Source organism: Bradyrhizobium sp. 1200_D9_N1_1, assembly GCF_052075915.1.
Lineage (GTDB): Bacteria > Pseudomonadota > Alphaproteobacteria > Rhizobiales > Xanthobacteraceae > Bradyrhizobium > Bradyrhizobium diazoefficiens.
This window is the reverse complement of record NZ_CP197226.1, coordinates 262,184-285,001: the sequence shown is the minus strand read 5'-3', so window position 1 is coordinate 285,001 and position 22,818 is coordinate 262,184. Positions and strand designations below refer to the sequence as shown.

Sequence of the window (22,818 nt, the reverse complement as noted above, 5' to 3'; positions counted from 1 at the left end):
ACGGATAGGGCGCGCGATGAACTACTGGCTGGTGAAATCCGAACCGTCGGTGTGGTCCTGGGACCAGCAGGTGGCGAAGGGCGCCAAGGGCGAAGCCTGGACGGGGGTGCGCAATTACACCGCGCGCCAGAATCTCGTCGCCATGAAGAAGGGCGACAAGGCGTTCTTCTATCATTCCAACGAGGGCAAGGAGATCGTCGGCATCGCGGAGATCGTCAAGGAGGCCTATCCGGATCCGACCGACAAGACCGAAAAATTCGTCTGCGTCGACATCAAGGCCGACAAGCCCTTGAAGACGCCGGTGACGATGGCCGCGATCAAGGCCGAGAAGAAGCTCGCCGACATGGCGCTGGTGAAATATTCGCGCCTGTCGGTGCAGCCGGTGACGGCGGAGGAGTGGAAGCTCGTCTGCAAGATGGGCGGGATGTAGGAGTTATCCCATCTACGCTGTCCGACTTACGTCTCCGGCAGCGCAAAGACCTCGCATGGCGCGGCAATGCCGCGCAGCGGATGCGATCCGAGCGCAACGAGAGCCATGTCCGTCTCGGCGGCGAGCGCGCCCGACACCAGCACGGTCTCGCGAAGCGGCTTGCACAATCCCTCGAGCCGGCTGGCGAGATTGACGGCGGGACCGATCGCCGTGAAATCGAGCCGGTTGGCGGCGCCGATATTGCCCCACAGCATCTCGCCGAGATGGAGCGCCGCGCCAAACGAGAGCGGCGGCAGGCCCTGGTTGCGGCGCTCGTCGTTGAGGTGGGCCATCCCCGCCCGGGCCGCGCCTGCGGCGCGCAAGGCCGCATCGCAGGCGCGGCGCGGTGATGCCTCGACCACCGGAAAGATCGCGAGCACGCCGTCGCCGATGAATTTCAGCACCTCGCCGCCAAAGGCGTGAACGGCACCGGCGATGCGGTCGAACCAGGCGTCGAGCGCCGCGATCACCTGGGCCGACGGCGTGGTTTCCGACAGGATCGTGAAATTGCGCAAGTCCGCATAGAGTAGCGCGGCCTGAATGGTTTCGCCGAGATCGCGCCGCAGCGGTGCCGCCAGCACCCGTTCCGCGCTGCGTTTGCCGAGATAGGCATCCAGCGTCGCCCGCAACGTGGCGCGCGCGGCGAGCACGGCAAGGGGCGTCGCGGCAAATCGCGCAGCCTGGCGCAGTTGTTCGATTTCATCCGCCGTGAACGGACGCGGCCCGATCCAGCCGAGCACCGGTCCATCGGGCCGACCGACGATGTCTTCGTGCACCTCGCCGTCCGCAATGCCGCGGAGCCAGCGGCGACCGGCATCGTTGGGCGGGTCGGGCGCCAATCCGCCTGGTGCAAAGCCGAGCGCTTCGATCACCGTGCCGGTCCCGGCGCGCCACAGCCAGGTCCGCTTCGCGATCAGCGGGTGCGGCACCTCCAGCGTCAGGGCGCCTGCCGCAAGCGGCACGCCGTCGGCGACCAGATGCGCGCCGAGGTCCGCAAGCAGGCGGTCGGCCCCCTGACTATCGGAGGCGGCATCGACGAGCCAGGCGAGGGTCGGGGCGAGGTGCATGGCCCGATGATGACGAAGCAGGCCCGTCTTTGTCACGGGCAATCCTTGACGGAGCGCAGGGCCGCCGCCATGTCCCGAGGGCAGCCCAAGGGCAGCTCAAGGCAAGACGAGGATGATCGCCGATGACCGAACCGTTCATAGTGCGACGCGAGACCCAGATCGCAGCCCCGCGTGCCACCGTCTTCGCCTATTTGACCGATCCCGAGAAGATCTTGAGCTGGATGGGTTCCGACGCGACGACGGAACCGCATCCCGGCGGGCTCTATCTGCTCAAGGGTATCGGCCCGCGCGGCGCCGCCGCCCGCGGCGCCTTCCGCGAGGTCGTGCCGGTGCATCGTCTGGCCTACACGTTTGGCTGGGAGGGCGGCCAGGAAGTACCACCCGGATCGAGCCTGATCGAGATCGACCTGATCGAGCGCGACGGCGGCACGCTGCTGCGCATGACCCATAGCGGGCTGCCGACCGAGGAACAGGCCGCCGCACACGCGAAGGGTTGGGCGCACTATCTGGAACGACTCACCACCGCAGCCGCGGGCAACGATCCCGGTCCGGATAACGGCGTCTCGACCAAGTCGTAGCTCTTGTGGGGTCGTTACACCGCCGCGGTCGCGACCACCTGCGCCAGAAGCTGCTCGCGCCTCGCCTGCGAGCGCTGGCCCTTCATGGTCGCGGCGAAGCGCTCGAGAATGCCGTCCTCGAAGGCGGTGACGATGGTGTCGTGGACATAGCTCTTGCGGCAGATCGCCGGCGTGTTGGAGAGCTTGTCGGCCGCGGCACGGATCGCGTCCAGCACCTGCTTCTTGCGGCCGCGCTGGCTGGTCGCCGGCGTGATCCGCGACAGCGATTCCACCACGACGGCGGAGGCCATCAGGGTGCGAAAATCCTTCAGCGAAATCTTGATGCCGGCGATCTCGCGCAAAAACGCGTTCACCTGCGTGGTGTTGACCGCGCGCACGATGCCGTAGGCATCGCGATACTGGAACATGCGCTTGCCGGGAACGCCGCGCAGGATGCCGATGGCGCGCACCAGCTTGGCCGCGTCGCACTCCTTCCGCACCGCCTTGCCGCCCTTCGCCTTGAAGGTCAGCACGAAGCAATCGTCTTCCAGTGTCACGTTCGACTTCAGCAGTGTGGTCGCGCCGCGGGTTCCGTTGAGGCGGGCATAGGATTCGTTGCCGGGACGGATCGCGGTGCGCGCGATCAGCTCGATCACGGCCGAGAGCGCGAATTCGCGTGTCGGCTCGTCACCCGACAGGAACGCCGACACCTTGCGCCGGATCTTTGGCAGCGCGCCGACGAGCTTCTCCAGGCGATGCGCCTTGCGGTGCTCGCGGACCTTCTCCCAGTCGGCGTGATAGCGGTATTGCAGCCGGCCCGCGGCATCGCGTCCCACGGCCTGGAGATGCGTGCTCGGATCGGCCGAGTAGCGCACCTCGCGATAGGCCGGCGGCACCGCCATGGCGTGCAGCCGGCGGATGGTGCGGGCGTCGCGGATATGCGCGCCGTTGGGACGGACGAAGGAATAGCCCTTGCCGCGCTTGATACGGCGGATGGTCAGCTCGTTCTGGTCGCCGAGCCGCAGGCCCAGCTCCCTGGCCAGCGCCTCGACCGTCGCCGCGGGCGCCGTGTCGAAGACCTTTTTCGGGCTGAGACGCCCCGAAACGGCCGGTTTCGGCCATTGTCCCAGGGCCTTGGCCAGCGCAACAGCTGCAGGATCGGCTGAAGCGGGCCGCATCGTCCCGAGATTCTGCTGATCCATCATAGTGTTACGCCTTAGCCCTGCCTGTTACCGGTCAATGCCGCTGTTCTGATTTTTGTTCCTGGGGGTCTCTTTGGACCCGGGTTGGCCATTTAGGGTGTTCCGAACCGTATTGCGAGTCCCGAATCAGTGAGAGACGGTTCCCAAATACCTCCGAACGGCGCATGGGGCTCTGCGCAGGCCTGTTCCGGGGATCTGGGTAAAGAGCCGAAAGGCGCCGCCCGGCCTGTTTCAGATTTGCGACAGCCGGCCCGCGCACCTTGATCCTCCGCATGGCAGGCCGCTCGCCGAAGGTCCAGCTTGTGCACCTTGTCGGGTCCGGTTAGCCCGACGCATAATCAGCCCAATGATTGATGTCGGCATTGCCTGAGCTTGCCGCATGTGGAGGGAAATATGTCCGAGAAGATTTACGACGTGCCGGCGGAATGGGCAAAGCGCGCCTGGGTCGACCAAGCCAAGTACAAGGAAATGTACGCCCGCTCGATCTCGGACCCGAACGGTTTCTGGGCCGAACAGGCCAAGCGCATCGACTGGATGAAGGCGCCGACGAAAATCGAGAACGTCTCCTTCGCGCCGGGCAACGTCTCGATCAAATGGTTCGAGGACGGCGTCCTCAACGTCGCCCATAACTGCATCGACCGTCATCTGCACAAGCGCGCCAACCAGACCGCAATCATCTGGGAAGGTGACGATCCCTCGCAGTCCCGCCACATCACCTACAAGGAGCTCCACGACGAGGTCTGCCGGATGGCCAACATCCTGCGTACCCGCAACGTCAAGAAGGGCGACCGCGTCACCATCTACCTGCCGATGATTCCGGAAGCGGCCTACGCGATGCTGGCGTGCGCGCGGATCGGCGCGATCCACTCCGTGGTGTTCGCGGGCTTCTCGCCCGACAGCCTCGCCCAACGCATCAACGACTGCCAGTCCAAGGTGATCATCACCGCCGACGAAGGCCTGCGCGGCGGCAAGAAGGTGCCGCTGAAGGCCAATGTCGACGCGGCGCTCGCCAAGGCCGACGGCGTCGACTGGGTCGTCGTGGTCAAGCGCACCGGCGGCAAGATCGACATGAACCCGACCCGCGACCTCTGGTATCACGAGGCGGCGGCGATGGTGACGACGGAATGCCCGGTCGAGCATATGCACGCCGAGGATCCGCTGTTCATCCTCTATACCTCAGGCTCGACCGGCCAGCCCAAGGGCGTGCTGCACACCTCCGCCGGCTATCTCGTCTATGCCGCGATGACGCATCAATACGTCTTCGACTATCACGACGGCGACATCTACTGGTGCACCGCCGACGTCGGCTGGGTCACGGGCCACAGCTACATTCTCTACGGGCCGCTCGCCAACGGCGCGACCACGCTGATGTTCGAGGGCGTGCCGAATTATCCGGACAATTCCCGCTTCTGGAACGTCATCGACAAGCACAAGGTCAATACCTTCTACACCGCGCCGACCGCGATCCGCGCGCTGATGCAGGGTGGCGACGAGCCGGTGAAGAAGACCTCGCGCGCCTCGCTGCGCCTGCTCGGCTCGGTCGGCGAGCCCATCAATCCGGAAGCCTGGGAGTGGTATCACCGCGTCGTCGGCGAGGACCGCTGCCCGATCGTCGATACCTGGTGGCAGACCGAGACCGGCGGCATCCTGATCACGCCGCTGCCGGGCGCCACTAAGCTCAAGCCGGGCTCGGCGACGCAGCCCTTCTTCGGCGTGGTGCCGGAGATCGTCGATGCCGACGGCAAGGTTCTGGAAGGCGAGACCACCGGCAATCTCTGTCTCACCCGGGCATGGCCGGGCATGATGCGCACGGTCTATGGCGATCACGCGCGGTTCGAGCAGACCTATTTCTCGACCTACAAGGGCAAGTATTTTACGGGCGACGGCTGCCGGCGCGACGCCGACGGCTATTACTGGATCACCGGCCGCGTCGACGACGTCATCAACGTCTCCGGCCACCGCATGGGCACCGCGGAGGTCGAGAGCGCGCTGGTTGCGCATGAGAAGGTGTCGGAAGCTGCCGTCGTCGGCTTCCCGCACGACATCAAGGGCCAGGGCATCTACGCCTATGTCACCCTGATGGCCGGCGTCCAGCCGACCGAGGATCTGCGCAAGGAGCTCGTGACCTGGGTGCGCAAGGAGATCGGCCCGATCGCCTCGCCCGACCAGATCCAGTTCGCGCCGGGCCTGCCCAAGACCCGCTCCGGCAAGATCATGCGCCGCATCCTGCGCAAGATCGCCGAGGACGAGCCGGGCAGCCTGGGCGACACCTCGACCCTGGCCGATCCCGCCGTGGTCGACGACCTCGTCAAGAACCGGCAGAACAAGAAGTCGGCGTAAGCCAAGGTCTCGTGCCCGGGACGCAGCGCAGCGCGCACTTCAGCGGTGCGCTGCAGAGCCGGGGCCCGACTGTCCACACGCAAAGAACTGGGTCCCGGCTCTGCGCCTCGTCACTTCGTGCCGCGCCTTGTCCGGGACACGCGACCAAACCTCGCTCCGCACTCTGTCGCCCCCCGAAACAACAGCGGTTCACACCCTCACGCTCTTGTCAGGGCGCTTGCCGGCATGGCCGTATCTTTCCCGCCGAGTGTTGTTTTCCGGTCATTTACTTTATTTCGAACATTTCCTTTGTTCCCCCTGCTGGCTGGCCCTCGGCGGCCGCGCGTAGAAACCATCCGGTTAACAGGCGCGGTTAAGAATGTCCGGGCAAGGCAGCGATTGCCGGGTTCTGCGTAGATTTGGACGACCCGTACGGGGCAAGGGGAAGCATTGATGGCGATGAGGATTGCTGTGGCGCTGGCCGCCACCATCGGGGCAGGGATATTGATGTCAACGGCGGCGGAGGCGCGGCCGGAAATGGTGGGGACGCACCTGGCCGACTATTCGCCGGGCACTATCGTGGTCAAGACCAACGAGCGGCGGCTCTATCTCATTCTCGATGACGGCCACGCCGTGCGCTACCCGGTCGGCGTCGGCAAGTCCGGCAAGCAGTGGGCCGGCACGACCCGTATCGACGGCAAATACCGCAATCCGGCCTGGTCGCCGCCCGCCGAGGTGAAGCGCGACAAGCCGCAGCTTCCCGACGTCATTCCCGGCGGCTCGCCGCGCAACCCGATGGGCGTTGCGGCAATGACGCTCGCCGGCGGCGAATATGCGATCCACGGCACCAACGTGCCGGGCTCGGTCGGCGGCTTCGTCTCCTATGGCTGCATCCGCATGCTCAACGACGACATCACCGATCTCTACAGCCGCGTCTCTGTCGGCACGACGGTGGTCGTGACACGCTGATCACCGGGATCGGAGAGAATTGAAAGAGCCGAGTCCTCGACGCGGCTTTTTTGTTACCAGAAGCGCCACCCCCGCGCGCACCAGCCGTCGCGATGGCCGCCATTGTAGCTGCGCGCATAACCACCCGCGAGCAGCACGGCCGAGACGTTGGCCGCGCGTTTGGTCGCGACATCGGCAAGAACACGCCCGTATTTGTCGGGGCCGAGATTGGTGATCGTGACGCCGCCCTGGCCGAGCAGGTTGCGCAGCGCGTCGGTGGCGGCTTCAGCCTTGTCCAGTTCCTCCTGGCAGGACGCTTTCATCTCCGGCGCATCGATGCCGCGCAGGCGCACGCGCACGACGAGATCGCGGCCGCCCTGCTGATGCACGCGCGCGAGAAAAGTGTCGCCGTCGATGGTGCGGATGACGTCGACGGGCTGACGGCTAGCGGAATTGCCGGATTGCTGGAGGATGATCTCGGTATCTTGCGACCGACCGTCGGCTCCATGCGGAACGGGCACTCCGTGCCGGAAGGTGAGCACGATCGCCGCCGCGACGCCGACCACGAACATCCACGGCAACAGGCCCGCGAAGCGGCGGCCGAACGGCGAACCGCCGAACTGCGGCCGATAGGCATTGGGGCGATCGTGGAAGCGCATCAACTCACGCTAGGACTGAGTCGGGGAAACCGGCAAGGCACGATCGGCACCCGGGCTGATCGGTGATCGCCTGATCGCCCCGATCGTTGCCCGACGAAGAATCGTACCTATGCGCGGCGCGCTGTTCCAAACGCTCTCCGTTCGATACCTCCTGTAGTTGTACGGAATTTAAGATTCACGCGTTGTTTAGTAATAGGGCGGAGTACTCGGTTTGCGTGTGGGGAGCGGTAAGCATGGCATCGTTCAAGGTTCGCATCGGTACAAAACTGGGATTGACCGCGAGTGCGGGTGTCCTTCTCGTCGGCGGCATGCTCGCCAACCAGCTCATTCGCAACGAGCAGATCGCGGACCTGAGCCGGCTGGTGGTCATCAACACCGCGAACAAGGCCAACGCCCAGGGCGCCGAACTCGCAGTGACCCGGGCACGCCTCGCCATAGCGGAAATCGGATCCGCATCCTCCGCCGACGGTCTCGCCAAACATCTCGAAACATTGCGTGGCTCCATCGCCGGTGCCACGACCGAAATAGACGCCGCATTGGAACGGTCCAAGCGTGCCGAAGCCAAAGAGCTTTGTCGCGAGGTGAAGATCCTGCTCGACGCCTCTCTGAAGGCCGGCAACGATCTCGGCGAGGCTCGTGGCACCGCCGTCGCCGAATTCGCCGCGGCAAGCCAGATCGAGGAGGCCTGGAACAAGGCCCTCGAGACCCTGTTGGCGTCGTCCGCAATCGCCGCATCGCAGAACCGGCTCAACATCGAGGTCGCATTGCGCGAAGCCGACGCCTTGTTCAAGGCGGTCAGCGCGGCCGACTGGCATTTCACGGCGACCGGCGACGCCGTGCAGAAGGACCGCATCGCCGAACGCGCCGACGCCATGATCCGCGCTCTGAAACAGGTCCGTCAGTCCGCCGACGACAAGAAGATCGCCGACGGTGTCGACGCGCTCGCCGCGCTCGCCGGACGCTACAAGGCGGTAACCGGCGTAGCCATCAAGGCGGAGGAAGCCAAGAGGAGCATTTTCGACGAGCGGGTGCTTCCGGCCGCCAAGGAAATCACAACGCGCGTCGACAAGCTGGTCGCCGCCAACAACGAATATATGGCTCTGCGGCAGAGCCAGCTCGTGACCGCGCTGGAGCAGGCGACCCAGGTCAGCCTGGCCGTCGGCGTCCTCGTGATCCTGGTCCTGGCCGGCTCCGCCCTGTTTTCCGTGCTGAGCATCGCCCGGCCGATCCGTCGCATCGGCGACGTGCTGCTGCAACTCGCCGGCGGCAACAAGGCCGTCGAGATTCCCTACACCGCCCGCGGTGACGAAGTCGGCGACAACGCTCGCGCGGCCCGCACGTTCAGGGACAACCTGATCCGCATCGAGCAGATGGAGGCCGACCAGAAGGATCAGGAGGCCGCAGCCGCCGCGCAGCGCAAGCAGGAGATGATCCGGCTGGCGGGCGCGTTCGAGGATGCGGTCGGCGGCATCATCAATTCGGTTTCGGTCGCCTCGCAGCAGCTCGAATCCGCCGCCGGCACGCTGTCGGGGACAGCGGAAGAGACCGAGCAGCTTTCCGGAATGGTGGCCGCGGCCTCCGAAGAAGCCTCTGCCAATGTCGGAGCCGTGGCGTCCGCCGCCGAGGAGATGAGCGCATCGGTCGTCGAGATCGGCCGGCAGGTCCATGATTCCAGCCGCATCGCCGGCGAAGCGGTGAAGCAGGCCGAGCGTACCGACGTCCGGATCAACGAATTGCTCAAGGCCGCGGGCCGGATCGGCGACGTCGTCAAATTGATCACCGCAATCGCGGAGCAGACCAACCTGCTGGCCTTGAACGCCACCATCGAAGCGGCGCGCGCCGGCGAGTCGGGCCGCGGATTTGCCGTGGTGGCGAGCGAGGTCAAGGCGCTCGCAGCCCAGACCGCGCGGGCAACCGACGAGATCGGCGCACAGATCGCCGACATGCAGACGGCGACGGAAGACTCCGTCGGTGCCATCAAGGAGATCGGCACGACCATCTCCAGGATTTCGGACATCTCGACCACCATTGCCGCCACCATCGAGGAGCAGGGGGCTGCGACGGCCGAGATCGCACGCAATGTCAGCGAAGCGGCCAAGGGAACGGTCGAAGTCGCCGACAAGATCGCCCAGGTCAGTCATGGCGCCGGCGCCACCGGTTCGGCGTCGACGCAGGTGCTGGCTTCCGCGCGCTCACTCTCGACCGAGAGTGGCCGCCTCAAGCACGAGGTCGCGAAATTCCTCGATACGGTGCGGGCCGCCTGAGGACCCGCACCTCCTGCGGCCGGCCCGAGGCCGGTCGCAAGCCATCATTCTCATGTGACGAACAATCAACGGCTTTGGGAGACCCCCACGCCGAGCCCCCGCTCGCGCCTGGGTCAAACATATAGACTGGGGGATTGAGCGATGATCATCAGCATTGTCGGCGGTGGCGCAACCGGCATCACGATCTTGCGTCATCTGGCGGAGCTCGTGGCATCAGGGCGAGACAACGGCGCGATCAGCGGAATTCAGCTCTTCGACAAGTCCGGTTTCGATGGCGGCGTTGCCTATCGCACGCAGAGCGACCGCCATCTGCTCAACATGAAGGCGTCGACGATGTCGATCCGTCCGGGCGACGCGGACGAGTTTCTGCGCTGGCTTCGGGCCCGCGGCCTCTCCTGCCACGGCAACAGGCACCTGCCGCGGATGGTCTATCGGGACTACCTCGACGCCGTGCGACTGGCCGCGATCGCGCAATGCCGCGGCGCCGGCGTGCCCGTTCATGTCGAGCATGCCGAAATTGTCCGCATGCGGTTCTCGCCGGATCGCGATGTCCTGCTGACGACCGACCTCAACATCACGCATATCTCGTCCGTGCTGATCCTCTGCACCGGTCACAACGCGCCCGACGACCATTACGGCCTCGCCGCAATCCCGAACTACATCCGCGACCCCTACGCCCAATTCGCCTTCGCCGATCGCGACGGCGTCGAGGTCGGCATCCTCGGAAGCGGACTCAGCGCGGTCGACACCGCGGCGGCGCTGGCCAAAACCCACCAGTCCGTCAGGATGACCTGCTTCTCCAGAAGCGGCCTGTTTCCGACGGTGCAGCCGGTGACGCTTCCCGCCACCGCAGATGACTTCCGCGACGCCCTGCATCGCTATGTGGCCAGCCGCGAGCGAATCGAAGCGGACGCCTTTGCCGCCCGCCTTTCCGGACTGCTGCTGGAGACCACCGGAATTCGCTGCGATCTGTCTTGCCGCAACGTCGGCGGCGATGCGCTGGCCGATCTCGAGCACAACATCGGGCGCGCCGAGTCCGGCGAGCCCAGCGTCTACTCCTATCTCGTCAGTGTCATCGACGTGATGTGCGATGCCTGGAGCCGGATGCGCGATGTCGAGAAGATGCGCTTCATGGACGTCTACAATTCCGGCTGGCTCCGCAATCGTTCGGCGATGCCGCTGGAGAACGCAATCCGTATCCGCGACCTGATGCGCTCGGGCAGGCTCTCGGCCCGCGCCCGGCTGCGCAACGTGACCGGCATCGGCGGCCGATTTCGCGCGATCCTCGGCGACGGCGATCGTCACGACGTCGATTACGTCATCGACGCGACAGGACCGTCCTACCGGCTGGACTCGAGCCCGCTCTATCAGGACATGCAGCGACAGGGGCTCATCGCGTTTGACGCACTCGGCGGGATTCGCTGCGGCTACGACGACAGCCGTGTCCACGACCGCCACGGCACAGCTCATCCGAACGTGTACGCGGTCGGTGGCCCGACCAAGGGCACGCACTTCTACGCCGCCGCGGTCGATATCAACCTGCGCCGCGCCCAGGAGCACCATTATCTCTAGCGGCCGGGACGAGCCTTGCCCGCATCATCGGCCGATCCGGCTGACGGCTCAGAAATCGGAAGCGATGCCCTTGCGCTCCCAATCGCCGTAGCGGGTCGGCTCGGGTCCCTTCGGCCCCTGCAACTCCTTCGGCGTCGCCTTGGCGTCGTCCTCGGCCTGGATCGCCGCAGCCTGTCGGCGCGCCTCGGCCTCGGCCAGCGCGCGCTGGGCTGCCGGCGACAGCGGCTTGCGATCGGAAACGGGTGGCTGGTCACTCATCGCCAGGTCTTCTAGCGCAGGACGAGCCGCAATGCGACGTCCAATAACGCATTCCTGAAATCGGGCCCAAAGGGCTGAAAAAGCCGGAAGCGATTCTTACATTTGGCATATTCGCGTGCCAGAGATCGCTTTCTCAAGGCATGCGCCCATATCGGCGGAACTGCCGCTCGCTCAGAACCTTGCTTCCGCATGCCATCTCAACGTTTCGCCCCACCATCCGAAGTGCCTGGTCTCGCGGCGCGGCGGATTGCCGCCGACATCGTCGACGGCGTGCTGCACAAGCACCGCACGCTTGACGACCAGCTCGACGGCAGCGGCGCCCATCCCGGACTGAAGACGCTGGCCGACCGCGACCGCGCGCTGATGCGCCGCCTGGTCGCGACCGTGCTGCGCCGGCTCGGCACGCTCGGCCATGTGCTGTCCCGCCTGCTCGACAAGGGCATTCCCTCCGAAGCACCGCGCGCGCAGAGCGCGCTGCTGATCGGCGCCGCCCAGATCCTCTGGATGGACGTGCCCGATCATGCCGCCGTCGATCTCTCCGTCCGCCTCGTGCAATCCGACCGGCGCGCCGCGCGCTATGCCGGCCTCGTCAACGCCGTGCTGCGCCGCTGTGCGCGCGAGGGCCAGGCGCTGGTCGAGGAAGTCGCCACGCAATCGCTGGACCTGCCGCCATGGCTGCTGGCGCGCTGGCGCGCACATTATGGCGAGGCCACCGCAAGAGACATGGCGCTGGCGCTCGGCCATGAGCCGTCACTCGATCTGACCGTGAAGTCGGACGCCGAACAATGGGCGAGCCGCCTGCACGGCGAGACGCTGCCGACGGGGACGGTGCGGATGCTGCTGCACGGCTCGGTGACCATGCTGCCCGGCTTCGCCGAGGGACAATGGTGGGTGCAGGATGCCGCCGCCGCATTGCCGGCCCGGCTGTTCGGCGACATCAAGGGCAAGTCCATTGCCGATCTCTGCGCCGCCCCCGGCGGCAAGACCGCGCAACTGGCGCACGCCGGCGCGCATGTCACGGCGATCGACCGCTCGCCCGCCCGGGTCGCACGGCTGCGCGAGAATCTGGCGCGGCTGTCGCTCCAGGCCGAGACCGTCGTCGCTGACGCCGCGGAATGGGCCGGCCCCGCCGAAGGTTTTGACGGTATCCTGATCGACGCGCCCTGCACCTCGACCGGCACGATCCGCCGTCATCCCGACGTGGCCTGGCTGCGACAGGAGTCCGACATCGCCGCCCTGACCGCGCTCCAGCAGCGGCTGCTGCGAAAATCGGTCTCGCTGCTCAAGCCGGGCGGGACGCTGGTCTACTGCACCTGCTCGCTGGAACCCGAAGAGGGCGAACAGGCCATCGCCACGCTGCTGGCCGCAGAGCCTGCGCTTCGCCGCGTCCCGATCGAGGCGTCGGAGGTCTCAGGACTCTCCGAGATCATCACTGCCGAGGGCGACCTGCGTACCCTGCCCAGCCATCTGCCGAACGCCGATCCCAAGCTCGGCGGGCTCGACGGATTCTTTGCAGCCCGGCTCGTTAAATCCTGATTTTGCACTGGTTTTTGCAACCTCGGCGTTGATTCCCACCGTTCAAGGTGGTGTCAGACGGTCGATTTTGGGATTAATAAGGATTCGTCGGAATCCTCCTCTCCCCCTTCAAGGCAAGGCGTGTCGGTCGCTCAACGCAGACGTATCTCGACGCTGGTGATGAACCGCTTCGCGCGGAACATGCTCGCGCGCGCGAGCGGCGGCTCCGTTGCGCTGTCACGGGTCTGGCCCGGCCGCACCGACCGCCTGATCATCGCGCCGCATGATCTGCGCACCGCGGACGCGACCCGCGCCGCCGAGATCTATGCCGGCCGCTTCGTCTTCGCCGGCAAGATCGTCAATTGCCACGGCCGCTCGATCTTCGATCTCGAGCCGCCGTCGGAGGATTGGGAGGTTGCGCTGCTCGGCTTCGGCTGGCTGCGCCATCTGCGCGCCGCCGACACCGCACTGACGCGCGCCAATGCGCGCGCACTGGTCGAGGACTGGATCGCCAACCCCGCCAACAAGCGCCGCCCCGTCGCGCGGCGCGCCGACGTGCTCGCGCGGCGCGTGATCTCGCTGCTGTCGCAGGCGCCCCTGGTGCTCAACGACACCGACAACAAATTCTACCGCCGCTATCTGCGCGCGCTGGCCCGCGAGATCCGCTTCCTGCGCTACACCATGGTCAACATCCCGGACGGGGTGCCGAAGCTCCAGGTGCTGATCGCGCTGTGCTACACGACACTCTGCCTCGCCAACCAGGCGCGCCATATCCGCAGCGCCTCGAAAAAACTTTCGGACGAGTTGCAGCGGCAGATCCTGCCCGACGGCGGACACATCTCCCGCAATCCGGGCGCGCTGATCGAGCTCCTGATCGACCTCTTGCCGCTGCGGCAGACCTTTGCCGCGCGCAACATCGCGCCGCCGCCGGCGCTGCTCAACGCGATCGACCGCATGATGCCGATGCTGCGCTTCTTCCGGCACGGCGACGGCAATTTCGCGCTGTTCAACGGCATGAGCGCAACGCCCTCGGACCTGCTCGCCACGCTGCTCGCCTATGACGACACCCACGGCGCGCCGATGGCGAACATGCCGCATACCGGCTTCCAGCGCCTCGATGCCGGCCAGACCACGCTGATCATCGACACCGGCCCGCCGCCGCCGGCCGGCGTCAGCCACGACGCCCATGCCGGCTGCCTGTCGTTCGAATTGTCCTCCGGCATCAGCCGCATCGTCACCAATTGCGGGATGCCGACCACGGGCCGCGACAATTGGCGGCCGTTCGCGCGCAGCACGGCGGCGCATTCGACGCTGACCTATCACGACACCTCTTCATGCCAGTTCGTGGAGATGTCGGCGATGAAGCGGCTGTTGCATGGCTCGCCTGTCACCAGCGGCCCGGTCGAGGTCGAGAGCTATCGCGAGGTCGTTCAGAACGGCACGCTGCTCACGACGTCGCATGACGGCTATCTCGCCAAATTCGGCGCGATCCATCGCCGCGTCCTGATGATCGCCAATGACGGCGCGCGCATCGACGGCGAGGACACGCTGTCGCCGCCGCAAGGCGGACGTTTCAAGGGCGCGGATGCCGATTTCGCGGTCCGCTTCCATCTGCATCCGGCGGTGAAGGCGAGCCGGCTGTCGGATGCCCGCGGCGTCATGCTGGTGCTGCCGAACCGCGACGTCTGGACCTTCGAGGCGCTCGACGACAAGGTCGACCTCGAGGACAGCGTGTTCCTGGCCGGCAATGACGGCCCCCGCCGCACCGCGCAGATCGTGATCCGGCAGGATGCCCGCCAGGCGCCCTCGCTCCGCTGGAGCTTTGTCCGCTCCACCGCTTCGCCCGCTGTCACCAATGCCCGCCGCAACGCCCGCCGCGAGCCGGAACTTCCGCTGTAAATGCGCACGATTCGGCCCCATCTCATCGTTGTGAAAACGGCCGAAAGCTGCTATCGAGCGCTCGCTCGCGCGACTGGCGACCTTGGATGGAGCACCATCGGGAAGCGCGGGACTTAAGACGCCGCGCGCCTGGGCATAGACACTCCTTAAGACAGAGGATCTTGCTCATGACTGACCATCCCCGCCGCGTCACCCGTGCCCTGCTTTCCGTCTCCGACAAGACCGGCCTGATCGAATTCGCCAAGGCGCTTGCCGCCCATGACGTCGAACTGGTTTCGACCGGCGGCACCGCCAAGGCGATCGCCGCGGCCGGCCTCAAGGTGAAGGACGTTTCCGAGCTGACCGGCTTCCCCGAGATGATGGACGGCCGCGTCAAGACGCTGCATCCGAAGGTGCATGGCGGCCTGCTCGCGATCCGCGACAACAAGGACCATGCGGATGCGATGAAGGCGCACGGCATCGCGCCGATCGATTTGCTCGTCGTCAATCTCTATCCGTTCGAGGCGACCGTGGACAAAGGCGCGGGCTTCGAGGATTGCATCGAGAACATCGACATCGGCGGCCCCGCGATGATCCGCGCCGCCGCCAAGAACCATGACGACGTCGCCGTGGTGGTCGAGGCCGAGGACTACAAGGCGGTGCTCGACGAGCTCGCCGCCAACAAGGGCGCAACCACGCTGAAGCTGCGCCGGCGGCTTGCCGCGAAGGCCTATGCGCGCACCGCGGCCTACGACGCCGCGATCTCGAACTGGTTCAACCGGCAGCTCGAGATCGACGCACCTGATTTCCGCGCCTTCGGCGGCAAATTGATCCAGTCGCTGCGCTACGGCGAGAACCCGCACCAGACGGCGGCATTCTATGCGACTCCCGACAAGCGCCCAGGCGTCTCGACCGCACGGCAGCTGCAGGGCAAGGAGCTCTCCTACAACAACATCAACGACACCGATGCGGCATACGAGTGCATCGGCGAGTTTGACGCCAAGCGCACCGCGGCCTGCGTCATCGTCAAGCACGCCAATCCCTGCGGCGTCGCTGAGGGCTCCGACCTCGTCAGCGCCTATCGCAAAGCGCTCGCCTGCGATTCGACCTCGGCGTTCGGCGGCATCATCGCGATGAACCGCGCGCTCGACGCCGACACCGCGCGCGAGATCACGAAGATCTTCACCGAGGTGATCATCGCGCCCGACGCCAGCGAGGAAGCGATCGCGATCATCGGCGCGCGCAAGAACCTCCGCCTGCTGCTCGCGGGCAGCCTGCCCGATCCGCGCGCGCCGGGCCTCACCGCCAAGACGGTGGCCGGCGGCCTGCTCGTGCAGAGCCGCGACAACGCCGTGGTCGACGACATGACCTTCAAGGTCGTGACCAAGCGTGCGCCCACGGACGCCGAGATGCGGGACCTCAAGTTCGCGTTCCGGGTGGCCAAGCACGTCAAGTCCAACACCATCATCTACGCCAAGGATCTCGCCACCGTCGGCATCGGCGCGGGCCAGATGAGCCGGGTCGATTCAGCTCGCATTGCGGCGCGCAAGGCGCAGGATGCGGCGGTTGAGCTGAAGCTCGCCGAGCCGCTCACCAAGGGCTCGGTGGTGGCCTCGGACGCGTTCTTCCCGTTCGCCGACGGCATGCTCGCCTGCATCGAGGCCGGCGCCACCGCCGTGGTGCAGCCCGGCGGCTCCATGCGCGACGACGAGGTGATCAAGGCCGCCGACGAGCACGGCATCGCCATGGTGTTCACGGGAACGCGGCATTTCAGGCACTGATTTCGCCGTCATTCCGGGGCGCGCGCAGCGCGAACTCTGGTACGCAATTGCGCACCTGAGAATCTCGCGCGACAACTTCTGGATTCCGGGTTCATCGCTCCGCGATGCCCCGGAATGACGGCGGGAAGCTACTCCCGCACCCGCATCAAGAGCCCCAGTCCCGCGACGAAGAACACCACCAGCACGGCCATGCCGGCCTTCTGGCTGGCCGTCACCGCCGTGATCATGCCGATCAGCAGTGGGCCGATGAAGGACGTCACTTTCCCGGTCAGCGCGAACAGGCCGAAATACTGCGCGATGCGATCCTTTGGCGCGAGGCGGATCAGCAACGTGCGCGAGGCAGCCTGAAGCGGACCGCCGGCGGCGCCGATGAGGCAGCCCAGCACGAGATAGGCGCGTTCGGCCGCGCTCGAGAACAGGGGAGCGCCCGGCTGGGGGGCCGCGACCTTGACGAACAGCACGCTGTCCTTGTCGACCAGAAGGATCGCCGCCACCGACAGCAGCAGAATCAGCATGCTGCCGGCGATGACGCGCTTCGGCCCGAGATGATCGTCCAGCTTGCCGCCGAGCCAGGCGCCGAACGCGCCGGCTATCGCGAGCATGATTCCGAAGGTGCCGATCTGGATCGTGTGCCAGCCGAAGGTGCCGGCGGCGTAGATGCCGCCGAACGCGAACAGCGACACCAGGCCGTCGGTGTAGATCATGTTGGCGAGCAGGAACGCCGCGAGCGATTTCTGCTGCGGCAAACTCCTGATCGATTGCTTCAGCTCCGACAGGCCTTTGCGTAGCGCCTCGCGCACCGGCCGCTTCGCCGGATAGTCCGGCGTGAACAGGAACATCGGCGTCACGAAGATGATGAACCACACCCCGGTCAGCGGTCCGGCGGCGCGATCTCCCTGATGACTGGCCGGATCAAGCCCGAACAGCGGCGTGAAGCCGAGCAGCGTGCGTCCGGTCTCGGGATTCGCAGCGAGCAAGCCGAGCACGATGATCAGGCTGACGATGCCGCCGATGTACCCCGTGGCCCAGCCGGTGCCGGAGAGCCGGCCGATTCGCTCGGGCGGCACCAGGGTCGGCATCATCGCGTTGTTGAAGAGGGTGGCGAATTCCGCGCCGACGCTGGCGAGCGCGACCGCGGTGAGCAGGGGCGGAATGACTGAGGGATCGCCGGGCTTGCCGATCCACAGCGAGCAGGACGCCAGCACCAGCAGCGTGCCGAACCCCGCGATCCATGGTTTCCTGCGGCCCGAGGCATCCGCGATGGCCCCCAGCACCGGCGACATCAGCGCGATGGCGAGGCCCGCAGCCGCCATCGCAAAGCCCCACAGCGATTGGCCTGTGGCAGCATCTGGCGCGATGCTGGTGGCGAAATAAGGCGCGAACACGAAGGTCGTGATCAGCGTGAAATAAGGCTGCGCAGCCCAGTCGAAAAAGATCCAGCTGATGACAGCGGCGCGCGGCGGATAGGTCCGCAGCACGCCGGCCATGCGCGCATCCGAGGCGATCGTCGTCATCACGCAGTCCTCATCACGAACAGTTTTGCCTGTCTTGGGGCAAACCGTATAGCATAAGCGACGCGTGTGAACTGTCCCGAGGACCCGGCGGAAATTTGATGATGTCGTCATTTTCGACCCGGCGGACGTTTTTCGCCTTCCTGGCCACTCTGGCGCTTGGTCTGGCATCTGCGACCGCGCAGGATGCGCGGCGGGGCTATGTCCCGCCGGCGCTCGACACGGTGCATGCCGTTGCAGCCGAGCACGGCATGGTGGTGGCGCAGGAAAAGATATCGGTGCAGGTCGGCGCCGATATCCTGCGACGCGGCGGCAATGCCGTCGATGCCGCGGTCGCGACCGGCTTTGCGATGGCGGTGACCTATCCGCGCGCCGGCAATATCGGCGGCGGCGGCTTCATGATGATCCATTCCGCCGAGCGCAACGAGGACATCGCGATCGACTATCGCGAGACCGCGCCGGCAGCGACCACGCCGCAAATCTTCCTCGGCCCCGACGGCAAGCCCGACATTGCGAAGTCGCGCGATTCCGCGCTCGGCATCGGCGTGCCCGGAACCGTCGCAGGCCTTGCCCTGGCATTGGAAAAATATGGCTCGGGCCAGTTCACGCTCGCGCAATTGCTCGAGCCTGCGATCGCGCTCGCCCGCGACGGCTTCGTCGTCAGCGACGACATCGCCGACACGCTCCCGGGCTGGCACCGGCGGCTGACACGCTGGCCTTCCGCGGCCAGGATCTTCTCGCGCCCCGATGGCGCGCCGCTCAGTGACGGCGACAGGCTGGTGCAGGGCGACCTTGCCGATACGCTGGCGGCCGTCGCCGCGCAGGGACCACGCGGCTTCTATGAGGGCGCGGTCGCGGACAAACTCGCCAAGGCCGTGTCCGAGGCGGGCGGCATCATGACGCCAGCCGATCTGAAGACCTATCAGGCGGTGATCCGCACGCCGGTGCGCGGCACTTATCGCGGCTACGACATCGTGTCGATGCCGCTGCCTTCCTCCGGCGGCGTGGTGCTGGTGGAGACCCTCAATATCCTCGAAGGCTTTCAGCTTGCCGACCTCAAGCAGGGATCGCCGGCATCGCTGCATCTCCTGATCGAGGCCATGAAGCGTGCCTATGCAGACCGCGCGCGCTATCTCGGCGATCCCGCCTTCGTCAATGCGCCGATCGAGACCCTCACGGCAAAGGACTACGCCGCCAAGCTGCGCGCGGGCATCTCCACCAGCCGCGCCACGCCGTCGAAGCAGCTGGTCTCCGCCGCCGCCTCGCCGCGCGAGGGCAGCAACACCACGCATTTCTCCGTCGTCGACAGCCGCGGCAACGCCGTCAGCAATACATACACGCTGAACTTCAGCTATGGCGTTGGCCTCGTCGCCGAGGGTACCGGCGTGCTGCTCAACAACGAGCTCGACGATTTCACCGCGGCGGTCGGCGCGTCCAACGCCTACGGCCTTGTCGGCTTCGAGGCCAACCTGCCAGGGCCCGGCAAGCGACCGTTGTCGTCGATGTCGCCGACCATCGTGCTGAAGGACGGCAAGCCGGTGCTGGTGACGGGTTCGCCCGGCGGCAGCCGGATCATCTCCACCGTGCTCCAGGTGATCGTGAACGTGCTCGATTACAAAATGGATGTGGCCGCCGCCGTTGCCACACCGCGGCTGCACCATCAATGGCTGCCGGACGAGGTGCGCGTCGAGCGCGGCTTTCCCGACGATGTCCTGTTCGAGCTGAAGGCGATGGACCATCCCATCGTCGAGCCGATGGGACAGACTTCCGCCAATTCGATCGCGGTGACACCGAATGGCCCCCTCGGCGCACCCGATCCGCGCACACGCGGCGCAGAGGCGGCAGGGCAGTAACTCGTCCGCCGCATGGCACGGAAGCGGGCGCCGGCTTGCGCCCGCTGCTGCGCGTGCTACCACCGCGCGGCTTTTAAGAAACTGCCGGGGAAACACACATGACCACAGCCGATCCGAACCAGCGCATCGAACGCGCCGAGATCGAGGACACCAGCCTTCTCGCCTTCTATCGCGACATGAACGCGCCGGAGCGGCGGACGTTCTGGGCCTGCGCGGCGGGCTGGGCGCTCGACGGCATGGACTTCATGATCTATCCGCTGGTGATCGGCACCATCATCGCGCTGTGGAAGGTCGATGCGGCCTCGGCGGGTCTCGCCGGCACCGTGACGCTGCTGGCCTCTGCGATCGGCGGCTGGCTCGGCGGCCACCTCTCCGACCATATCGGACGAGTCAGGACGCTCCAGATCACCATCATCTGGTTCTCGTTCTTCTCGCTGGTCTGTGCCGTCGTGCAGAATTTCGACCAGCTCCTGATTGCACGCGCCGTGCTCGGCCTCGGCTTCGGCGGCGAGTGGGCGGCGGGCGCCGTGCTGATGGGCGAGGCGATCCGGCCGCAATATCGCGGGCGCGCGGTCGGCTCGGTGCAGTCGGGCTGGGCGGTCGGCTGGGGTCTCGCCGTGCTCTCGCAGGCGATCCTGTTCTCGCTTCTGCCGGCCGAGACGGCCTGGCGCTGGATGTTCGTGATCGGCGCGCTGCCGGCGCTCTTGGTGTTCTACATCCGCCGTTCCGTCACCGAGCCGGAGATCGCAGCCGAGGCCCGTGCCAGGCATGCGGAAACGGGCAGTCATCCGAAGCTTTGGGAGATCTTCACCTTCCCGATGGTGAAGACCACGATCCTGGCGTCGCTGATGGCGACGGGTTGTCAGGGCGGCTACTACGCCGTCACCTTCTGGGTACCGCAGTTCCTGACCAAGGAGCGGCATCTGTCGATCGTCGGCTCGACCGGATATCTCTCGACGCTGATCATCGGCTCCTTCATCGGCTATCTCACCGGCGCCTGGCTCGCCGACCGGATCGGGCGGCGCAATCTGTTCCTGATCTTCTCGCTCGGGGCCATGGCCGTGGTGCTGCTCTATACGCAGCTGCCGCTGACCAACGAGATCCTGTGGGTGCTCGGCTTCCCGCTCGGCTTTTTCGCCTCGGGCTATTTCTCGGGGATCGGCGCGTTCCTGACTGAGCTCTATCCGACGCGGCTGCGCGGCTCCGGCCAGGGCTTTTGCTACAATTTCGGCCGCGGCATCGGCGCGCTGTTTCCGTTCCTCGTCGGTGCGCTGTCGGCGACGACGTCGCTTGCGAACGCAATCGCGATGTTTGCGGTGGTAGCCTACGCGCTGTTCTTCATCGCCGCCTTCGCGCTGCCGGAGACGCGCGGTCGCGTGCTGCACGCGGATTAGTGGAAGGCTGTCATTCCGGGGCACGCGAAGCGTGAACCCGGAATCTCGAGATTCCGGGTCTGGTGCTTCGCACCATCCCGGAATGACAGGAACTAACTACCGCCCCACCTGGTACGGCCCACCCTTTTCGAGCGCTCTGGCGTAGGCCGGCCGCGCATGGATGCGCTCCAGGAACGCCATCGCCCTGGGATGGCCCTGCTCCAGCCCGCCGCGCGCTTGCGCGGCTTCGAGCGGAAAGCTCATCTGGATGTCGGCTGCGGTGAACTCGTTGCCGGCGAACCACTCGCTCTTCGCAAGCTCGCCTTCCCAGTAATCCATGTGCTGCTTGAGCTGCGGATTGACCAGCGCGGTGAGCGCCTGGTTCGAGACCTTGCGCACCAGCGGACGAAGCAGCGCCGGCGCACGCTTCGGCATCAGCGTGAACAGCAGCTTGAGCAGCAGCGGCTGCATCGCCGAGCCTTCCGCATAGTGCAGCCAGTAGGTGAAGCGCAGTCGCTCCGGCGTGTTCGGCGGCGGGATCAGTCGGCCGTTGCCGTAGGTGGCGATGAGATATTCGATGATCGCGCCTGACTCGGCGATGGTGTTGCCGTTGTCGGTGATGACGGGCGACTTGCCGAGCGGATGGATCGCGCGCAGCTCCTTCGGCGCGCGCATGTCGGGCTGGCGCTGATAACGCGCGATCTCGTAGGGCACGCCCAACTCCTCGAGCAGCCACAGCACGCGCTGCGAGCGGGAATTGTTGAGGTGATGGACGGTCAGCATCGGCGGGATCCCCAGGCTAGGCGTGGTCTGTTCGCCGCGTACGTGCCAGCCCGGGAACGCAATGTCGAGCCATCCGGACGGATATTTTAACCCGGGTATATTGACGCCGATAATTTACCCGGGTATTAAATGATCAACGTCATCGGGATATGGCAATGATTTCAATGCAGAGGACATTCACGGCCTTCCAGGGCCAGCGCCGCCTGGCGTCCGGGTCGGCCGGAGAGGTCGCACTGGTCGTCAAGCGGATCGTGCCCCCGCCGGACGAGCCCATCATCATCTTCGAGGACGCTACGGGCCGATCGATCGACTTCGATCTGCGCGGCGGCGATCGCGAGGTGCTGGCGCGGGTGGCGAAGCTTGTCCCGCCTCCGGTTGAGGAGACCGCACCACCGAGCGAGCCGCGCGGGCGCGGCCGGCCGAAACTCGGCGTGGTCGCGCGCGAGGTAACGCTGCTGCCGCGGCACTGGGAATGGCTCAACGCGCAGCCGGGCGGCGCCTCGGTCGCGCTGCGGAAACTCGTCGACGAGGCACGGCGTGCCAGTGGCGACAAGGACCGAGAGCGGCAGGCGCGCGATGCGGCCTATCACTTCATGTCGACCATGGCGGGCAACCTGCCGCAGTTCGAGGAAGCTTCGCGGGCGCTGTTCGCGGATGACCGGCGGCGCTTCACCGGGCTGATCGCCGACTGGCCGACCGACATCCGCGACCACATCGTCAAGCTCGCCTACAGCGACCGCGCGTAAACCGCGCGGCGCTTTCCCTCAACCCTATCGACGGCCCAAGCCGCGCCTCGCGCGGCAACGGCT

General features: G+C 66.2%; 18 protein-coding genes and 1 riboswitch. Of the genes, 12 read left to right on the top strand and 6 right to left on the bottom strand.

What is annotated here, in order from left to right; genetic code table 11:
• Window positions 1-16: 16 nt before the first annotated feature.
• The gene (locus AB5K84_RS01320) at window positions 17-430 is read left to right on the top strand and encodes an EVE domain-containing protein (RefSeq protein WP_028174950.1); all 414 of its coding nucleotides are present in this window, start codon (window positions 17-19) and stop codon (window positions 428-430) included.
• Window positions 431-456: 26 nt separating this feature from the next.
• On the opposite strand, the gene AB5K84_RS01315 is transcribed toward AB5K84_RS01320, so the two are convergent.
• Window positions 457-1,536, bottom strand: coding sequence for an adenylate/guanylate cyclase domain-containing protein (locus tag AB5K84_RS01315; protein WP_038965106.1), 1,080 nt, complete (start codon window positions 1,534-1,536; stop codon window positions 457-459).
• 122 nt (window positions 1,537-1,658) lie between these two features.
• On the opposite strand from AB5K84_RS01315, the gene AB5K84_RS01310 reads away from it, so the two are divergent.
• Window positions 1,659-2,114, top strand: a complete 456-nt coding sequence (locus tag AB5K84_RS01310) for an SRPBCC family protein (protein ID WP_011083400.1) — start codon at window positions 1,659-1,661, stop codon at window positions 2,112-2,114.
• A 14-nt stretch (window positions 2,115-2,128) separates the two neighbouring features.
• Here the strand turns inward: AB5K84_RS01310 and AB5K84_RS01305 are convergent, their stop codons facing one another.
• On the bottom strand, window positions 2,129-3,298 hold the full coding sequence (locus tag AB5K84_RS01305) for a DNA topoisomerase IB (RefSeq protein WP_011083401.1): 1,170 nt from the start codon (window positions 3,296-3,298) through the stop codon (window positions 2,129-2,131).
• Between the two features lie 390 nt (window positions 3,299-3,688).
• On the opposite strand from AB5K84_RS01305, the gene acs reads away from it, so the two are divergent.
• Both acs and AB5K84_RS01295 read left to right on the top strand, forming a co-directional pair.
• Window positions 3,689-5,635, top strand: coding sequence for an acetate--CoA ligase (gene acs / locus AB5K84_RS01300; RefSeq protein WP_028174953.1), 1,947 nt, complete (start codon window positions 3,689-3,691; stop codon window positions 5,633-5,635).
• Window positions 5,636-6,067: 432 nt separating this feature from the next.
• Window positions 6,068-6,583, top strand: a complete 516-nt coding sequence (locus AB5K84_RS01295; RefSeq protein ID WP_011083403.1) for a L,D-transpeptidase — start codon at window positions 6,068-6,070, stop codon at window positions 6,581-6,583.
• Window positions 6,584-6,636: 53 nt separating this feature from the next.
• On the opposite strand, the gene AB5K84_RS01290 is transcribed toward AB5K84_RS01295, so the two are convergent.
• Window positions 6,637-7,221 (bottom strand): thermonuclease family protein, encoded by a 585-nt coding sequence (locus AB5K84_RS01290; RefSeq protein ID WP_011083404.1) that lies wholly within the window; start codon window positions 7,219-7,221, stop codon window positions 6,637-6,639.
• A 233-nt stretch (window positions 7,222-7,454) separates the two neighbouring features.
• Here AB5K84_RS01290 and AB5K84_RS01285 point away from each other — a divergent pair, with 233 nt between their 5' ends.
• Complete coding sequence (locus tag AB5K84_RS01285; RefSeq protein WP_038965108.1) at window positions 7,455-9,485, top strand: methyl-accepting chemotaxis protein; 2,031 nt, start codon at window positions 7,455-7,457, stop codon at window positions 9,483-9,485.
• A 141-nt stretch (window positions 9,486-9,626) separates the two neighbouring features.
• Window positions 9,627-11,057: an FAD/NAD(P)-binding protein gene (locus tag AB5K84_RS01280; RefSeq protein ID WP_011083406.1), complete on the top strand. Its 1,431-nt coding sequence runs from the start codon at window positions 9,627-9,629 to the stop codon at window positions 11,055-11,057.
• 48 nt (window positions 11,058-11,105) lie between these two features.
• Here AB5K84_RS01280 and AB5K84_RS01275 read toward each other — a convergent pair whose 3' ends face one another.
• Window positions 11,106-11,315 (bottom strand): DUF1674 domain-containing protein, encoded by a 210-nt coding sequence (locus AB5K84_RS01275; RefSeq protein WP_011083407.1) that lies wholly within the window; start codon window positions 11,313-11,315, stop codon window positions 11,106-11,108.
• A 189-nt stretch (window positions 11,316-11,504) separates the two neighbouring features.
• On the opposite strand from AB5K84_RS01275, the gene AB5K84_RS01270 reads away from it, so the two are divergent.
• The 3 genes from AB5K84_RS01270 (at window position 11,505) to purH (ending at window position 16,489) form a co-directional block, all read left to right on the top strand.
• Window positions 11,505-12,851, top strand: coding sequence for an RsmB/NOP family class I SAM-dependent RNA methyltransferase (locus tag AB5K84_RS01270; RefSeq protein ID WP_011083408.1), 1,347 nt, complete (start codon window positions 11,505-11,507; stop codon window positions 12,849-12,851).
• A gap of 159 nt (window positions 12,852-13,010) precedes the next feature.
• On the top strand, window positions 13,011-14,729 hold the full coding sequence (locus tag AB5K84_RS01265) for a heparinase II/III family protein (protein ID WP_038965110.1): 1,719 nt from the start codon (window positions 13,011-13,013) through the stop codon (window positions 14,727-14,729).
• Window positions 14,730-14,788: 59 nt separating this feature from the next.
• Window positions 14,789-14,871: riboswitch (ZMP/ZTP riboswitch) on the top strand.
• Window positions 14,872-14,896: 25 nt separating this feature from the next.
• Window positions 14,897-16,489, top strand: a complete 1,593-nt coding sequence (gene purH, locus AB5K84_RS01260; protein WP_011083410.1) for a bifunctional phosphoribosylaminoimidazolecarboxamide formyltransferase/IMP cyclohydrolase — start codon at window positions 14,897-14,899, stop codon at window positions 16,487-16,489.
• Window positions 16,490-16,617: 128 nt separating this feature from the next.
• Here purH and AB5K84_RS01255 read toward each other — a convergent pair whose 3' ends face one another.
• Window positions 16,618-18,003 carry an MFS transporter gene (locus AB5K84_RS01255; RefSeq protein WP_011083411.1) on the bottom strand — a complete coding sequence of 462 codons (1,386 nt, stop codon included), beginning with the start codon at window positions 18,001-18,003 and terminating at the stop codon, window positions 16,618-16,620.
• Window positions 18,004-18,101: 98 nt separating this feature from the next.
• Here AB5K84_RS01255 and ggt point away from each other — a divergent pair, with 98 nt between their 5' ends.
• Window positions 18,102-19,853, top strand: coding sequence for a gamma-glutamyltransferase (gene ggt, locus AB5K84_RS01250; protein ID WP_011083412.1), 1,752 nt, complete (start codon window positions 18,102-18,104; stop codon window positions 19,851-19,853).
• Window positions 19,854-19,951: 98 nt separating this feature from the next.
• Window positions 19,952-21,247: an MFS transporter gene (locus AB5K84_RS01245; RefSeq protein WP_011083413.1), complete on the top strand. Its 1,296-nt coding sequence runs from the start codon at window positions 19,952-19,954 to the stop codon at window positions 21,245-21,247.
• 96 nt (window positions 21,248-21,343) lie between these two features.
• On the opposite strand, the gene AB5K84_RS01240 is transcribed toward AB5K84_RS01245, so the two are convergent.
• A complete protein-coding gene (locus AB5K84_RS01240) occupies window positions 21,344-22,009 on the bottom strand; it encodes a glutathione S-transferase family protein (protein ID WP_011083414.1) in 666 nt (221 codons plus the stop codon).
• 149 nt (window positions 22,010-22,158) lie between these two features.
• Here AB5K84_RS01240 and AB5K84_RS01235 point away from each other — a divergent pair, with 149 nt between their 5' ends.
• Window positions 22,159-22,755, top strand: a complete 597-nt coding sequence (locus tag AB5K84_RS01235) for a DUF2239 family protein (RefSeq protein ID WP_011083415.1) — start codon at window positions 22,159-22,161, stop codon at window positions 22,753-22,755.
• Window positions 22,756-22,818: the final 63 nt, after the last annotated feature.

Coding starts and splice junctions, on each gene's coding strand:
- AB5K84_RS01320 (WP_028174950.1), top strand. CDS start 17: ATGAACTACTGGCTGGTGAAATCCGAACCGTCGGTGTGGTCCTGGGAC.
- AB5K84_RS01315 (WP_038965106.1), bottom strand. CDS start 1,536: ATGCACCTCGCCCCGACCCTCGCCTGGCTCGTCGATGCCGCCTCCGAT.
- AB5K84_RS01310 (WP_011083400.1), top strand. CDS start 1,659: ATGACCGAACCGTTCATAGTGCGACGCGAGACCCAGATCGCAGCCCCG.
- AB5K84_RS01305 (WP_011083401.1), bottom strand. CDS start 3,298: ATGATGGATCAGCAGAATCTCGGGACGATGCGGCCCGCTTCAGCCGAT.
- acs (WP_028174953.1), top strand. CDS start 3,689: ATGTCCGAGAAGATTTACGACGTGCCGGCGGAATGGGCAAAGCGCGCC.
- AB5K84_RS01295 (WP_011083403.1), top strand. CDS start 6,068: ATGGCGATGAGGATTGCTGTGGCGCTGGCCGCCACCATCGGGGCAGGG.
- AB5K84_RS01290 (WP_011083404.1), bottom strand. CDS start 7,221: ATGCGCTTCCACGATCGCCCCAATGCCTATCGGCCGCAGTTCGGCGGT.
- AB5K84_RS01285 (WP_038965108.1), top strand. CDS start 7,455: ATGGCATCGTTCAAGGTTCGCATCGGTACAAAACTGGGATTGACCGCG.
- AB5K84_RS01280 (WP_011083406.1), top strand. CDS start 9,627: ATGATCATCAGCATTGTCGGCGGTGGCGCAACCGGCATCACGATCTTG.
- AB5K84_RS01275 (WP_011083407.1), bottom strand. CDS start 11,315: ATGAGTGACCAGCCACCCGTTTCCGATCGCAAGCCGCTGTCGCCGGCA.
- AB5K84_RS01270 (WP_011083408.1), top strand. CDS start 11,505: ATGCCATCTCAACGTTTCGCCCCACCATCCGAAGTGCCTGGTCTCGCG.
- AB5K84_RS01265 (WP_038965110.1), top strand. CDS start 13,011: ATGAACCGCTTCGCGCGGAACATGCTCGCGCGCGCGAGCGGCGGCTCC.
- purH (WP_011083410.1), top strand. CDS start 14,897: ATGACTGACCATCCCCGCCGCGTCACCCGTGCCCTGCTTTCCGTCTCC.
- AB5K84_RS01255 (WP_011083411.1), bottom strand. CDS start 18,003: ATGACGACGATCGCCTCGGATGCGCGCATGGCCGGCGTGCTGCGGACC.
- ggt (WP_011083412.1), top strand. CDS start 18,102: ATGATGTCGTCATTTTCGACCCGGCGGACGTTTTTCGCCTTCCTGGCC.
- AB5K84_RS01245 (WP_011083413.1), top strand. CDS start 19,952: ATGACCACAGCCGATCCGAACCAGCGCATCGAACGCGCCGAGATCGAG.
- AB5K84_RS01240 (WP_011083414.1), bottom strand. CDS start 22,009: ATGCTGACCGTCCATCACCTCAACAATTCCCGCTCGCAGCGCGTGCTG.
- AB5K84_RS01235 (WP_011083415.1), top strand. CDS start 22,159: ATGGCAATGATTTCAATGCAGAGGACATTCACGGCCTTCCAGGGCCAG.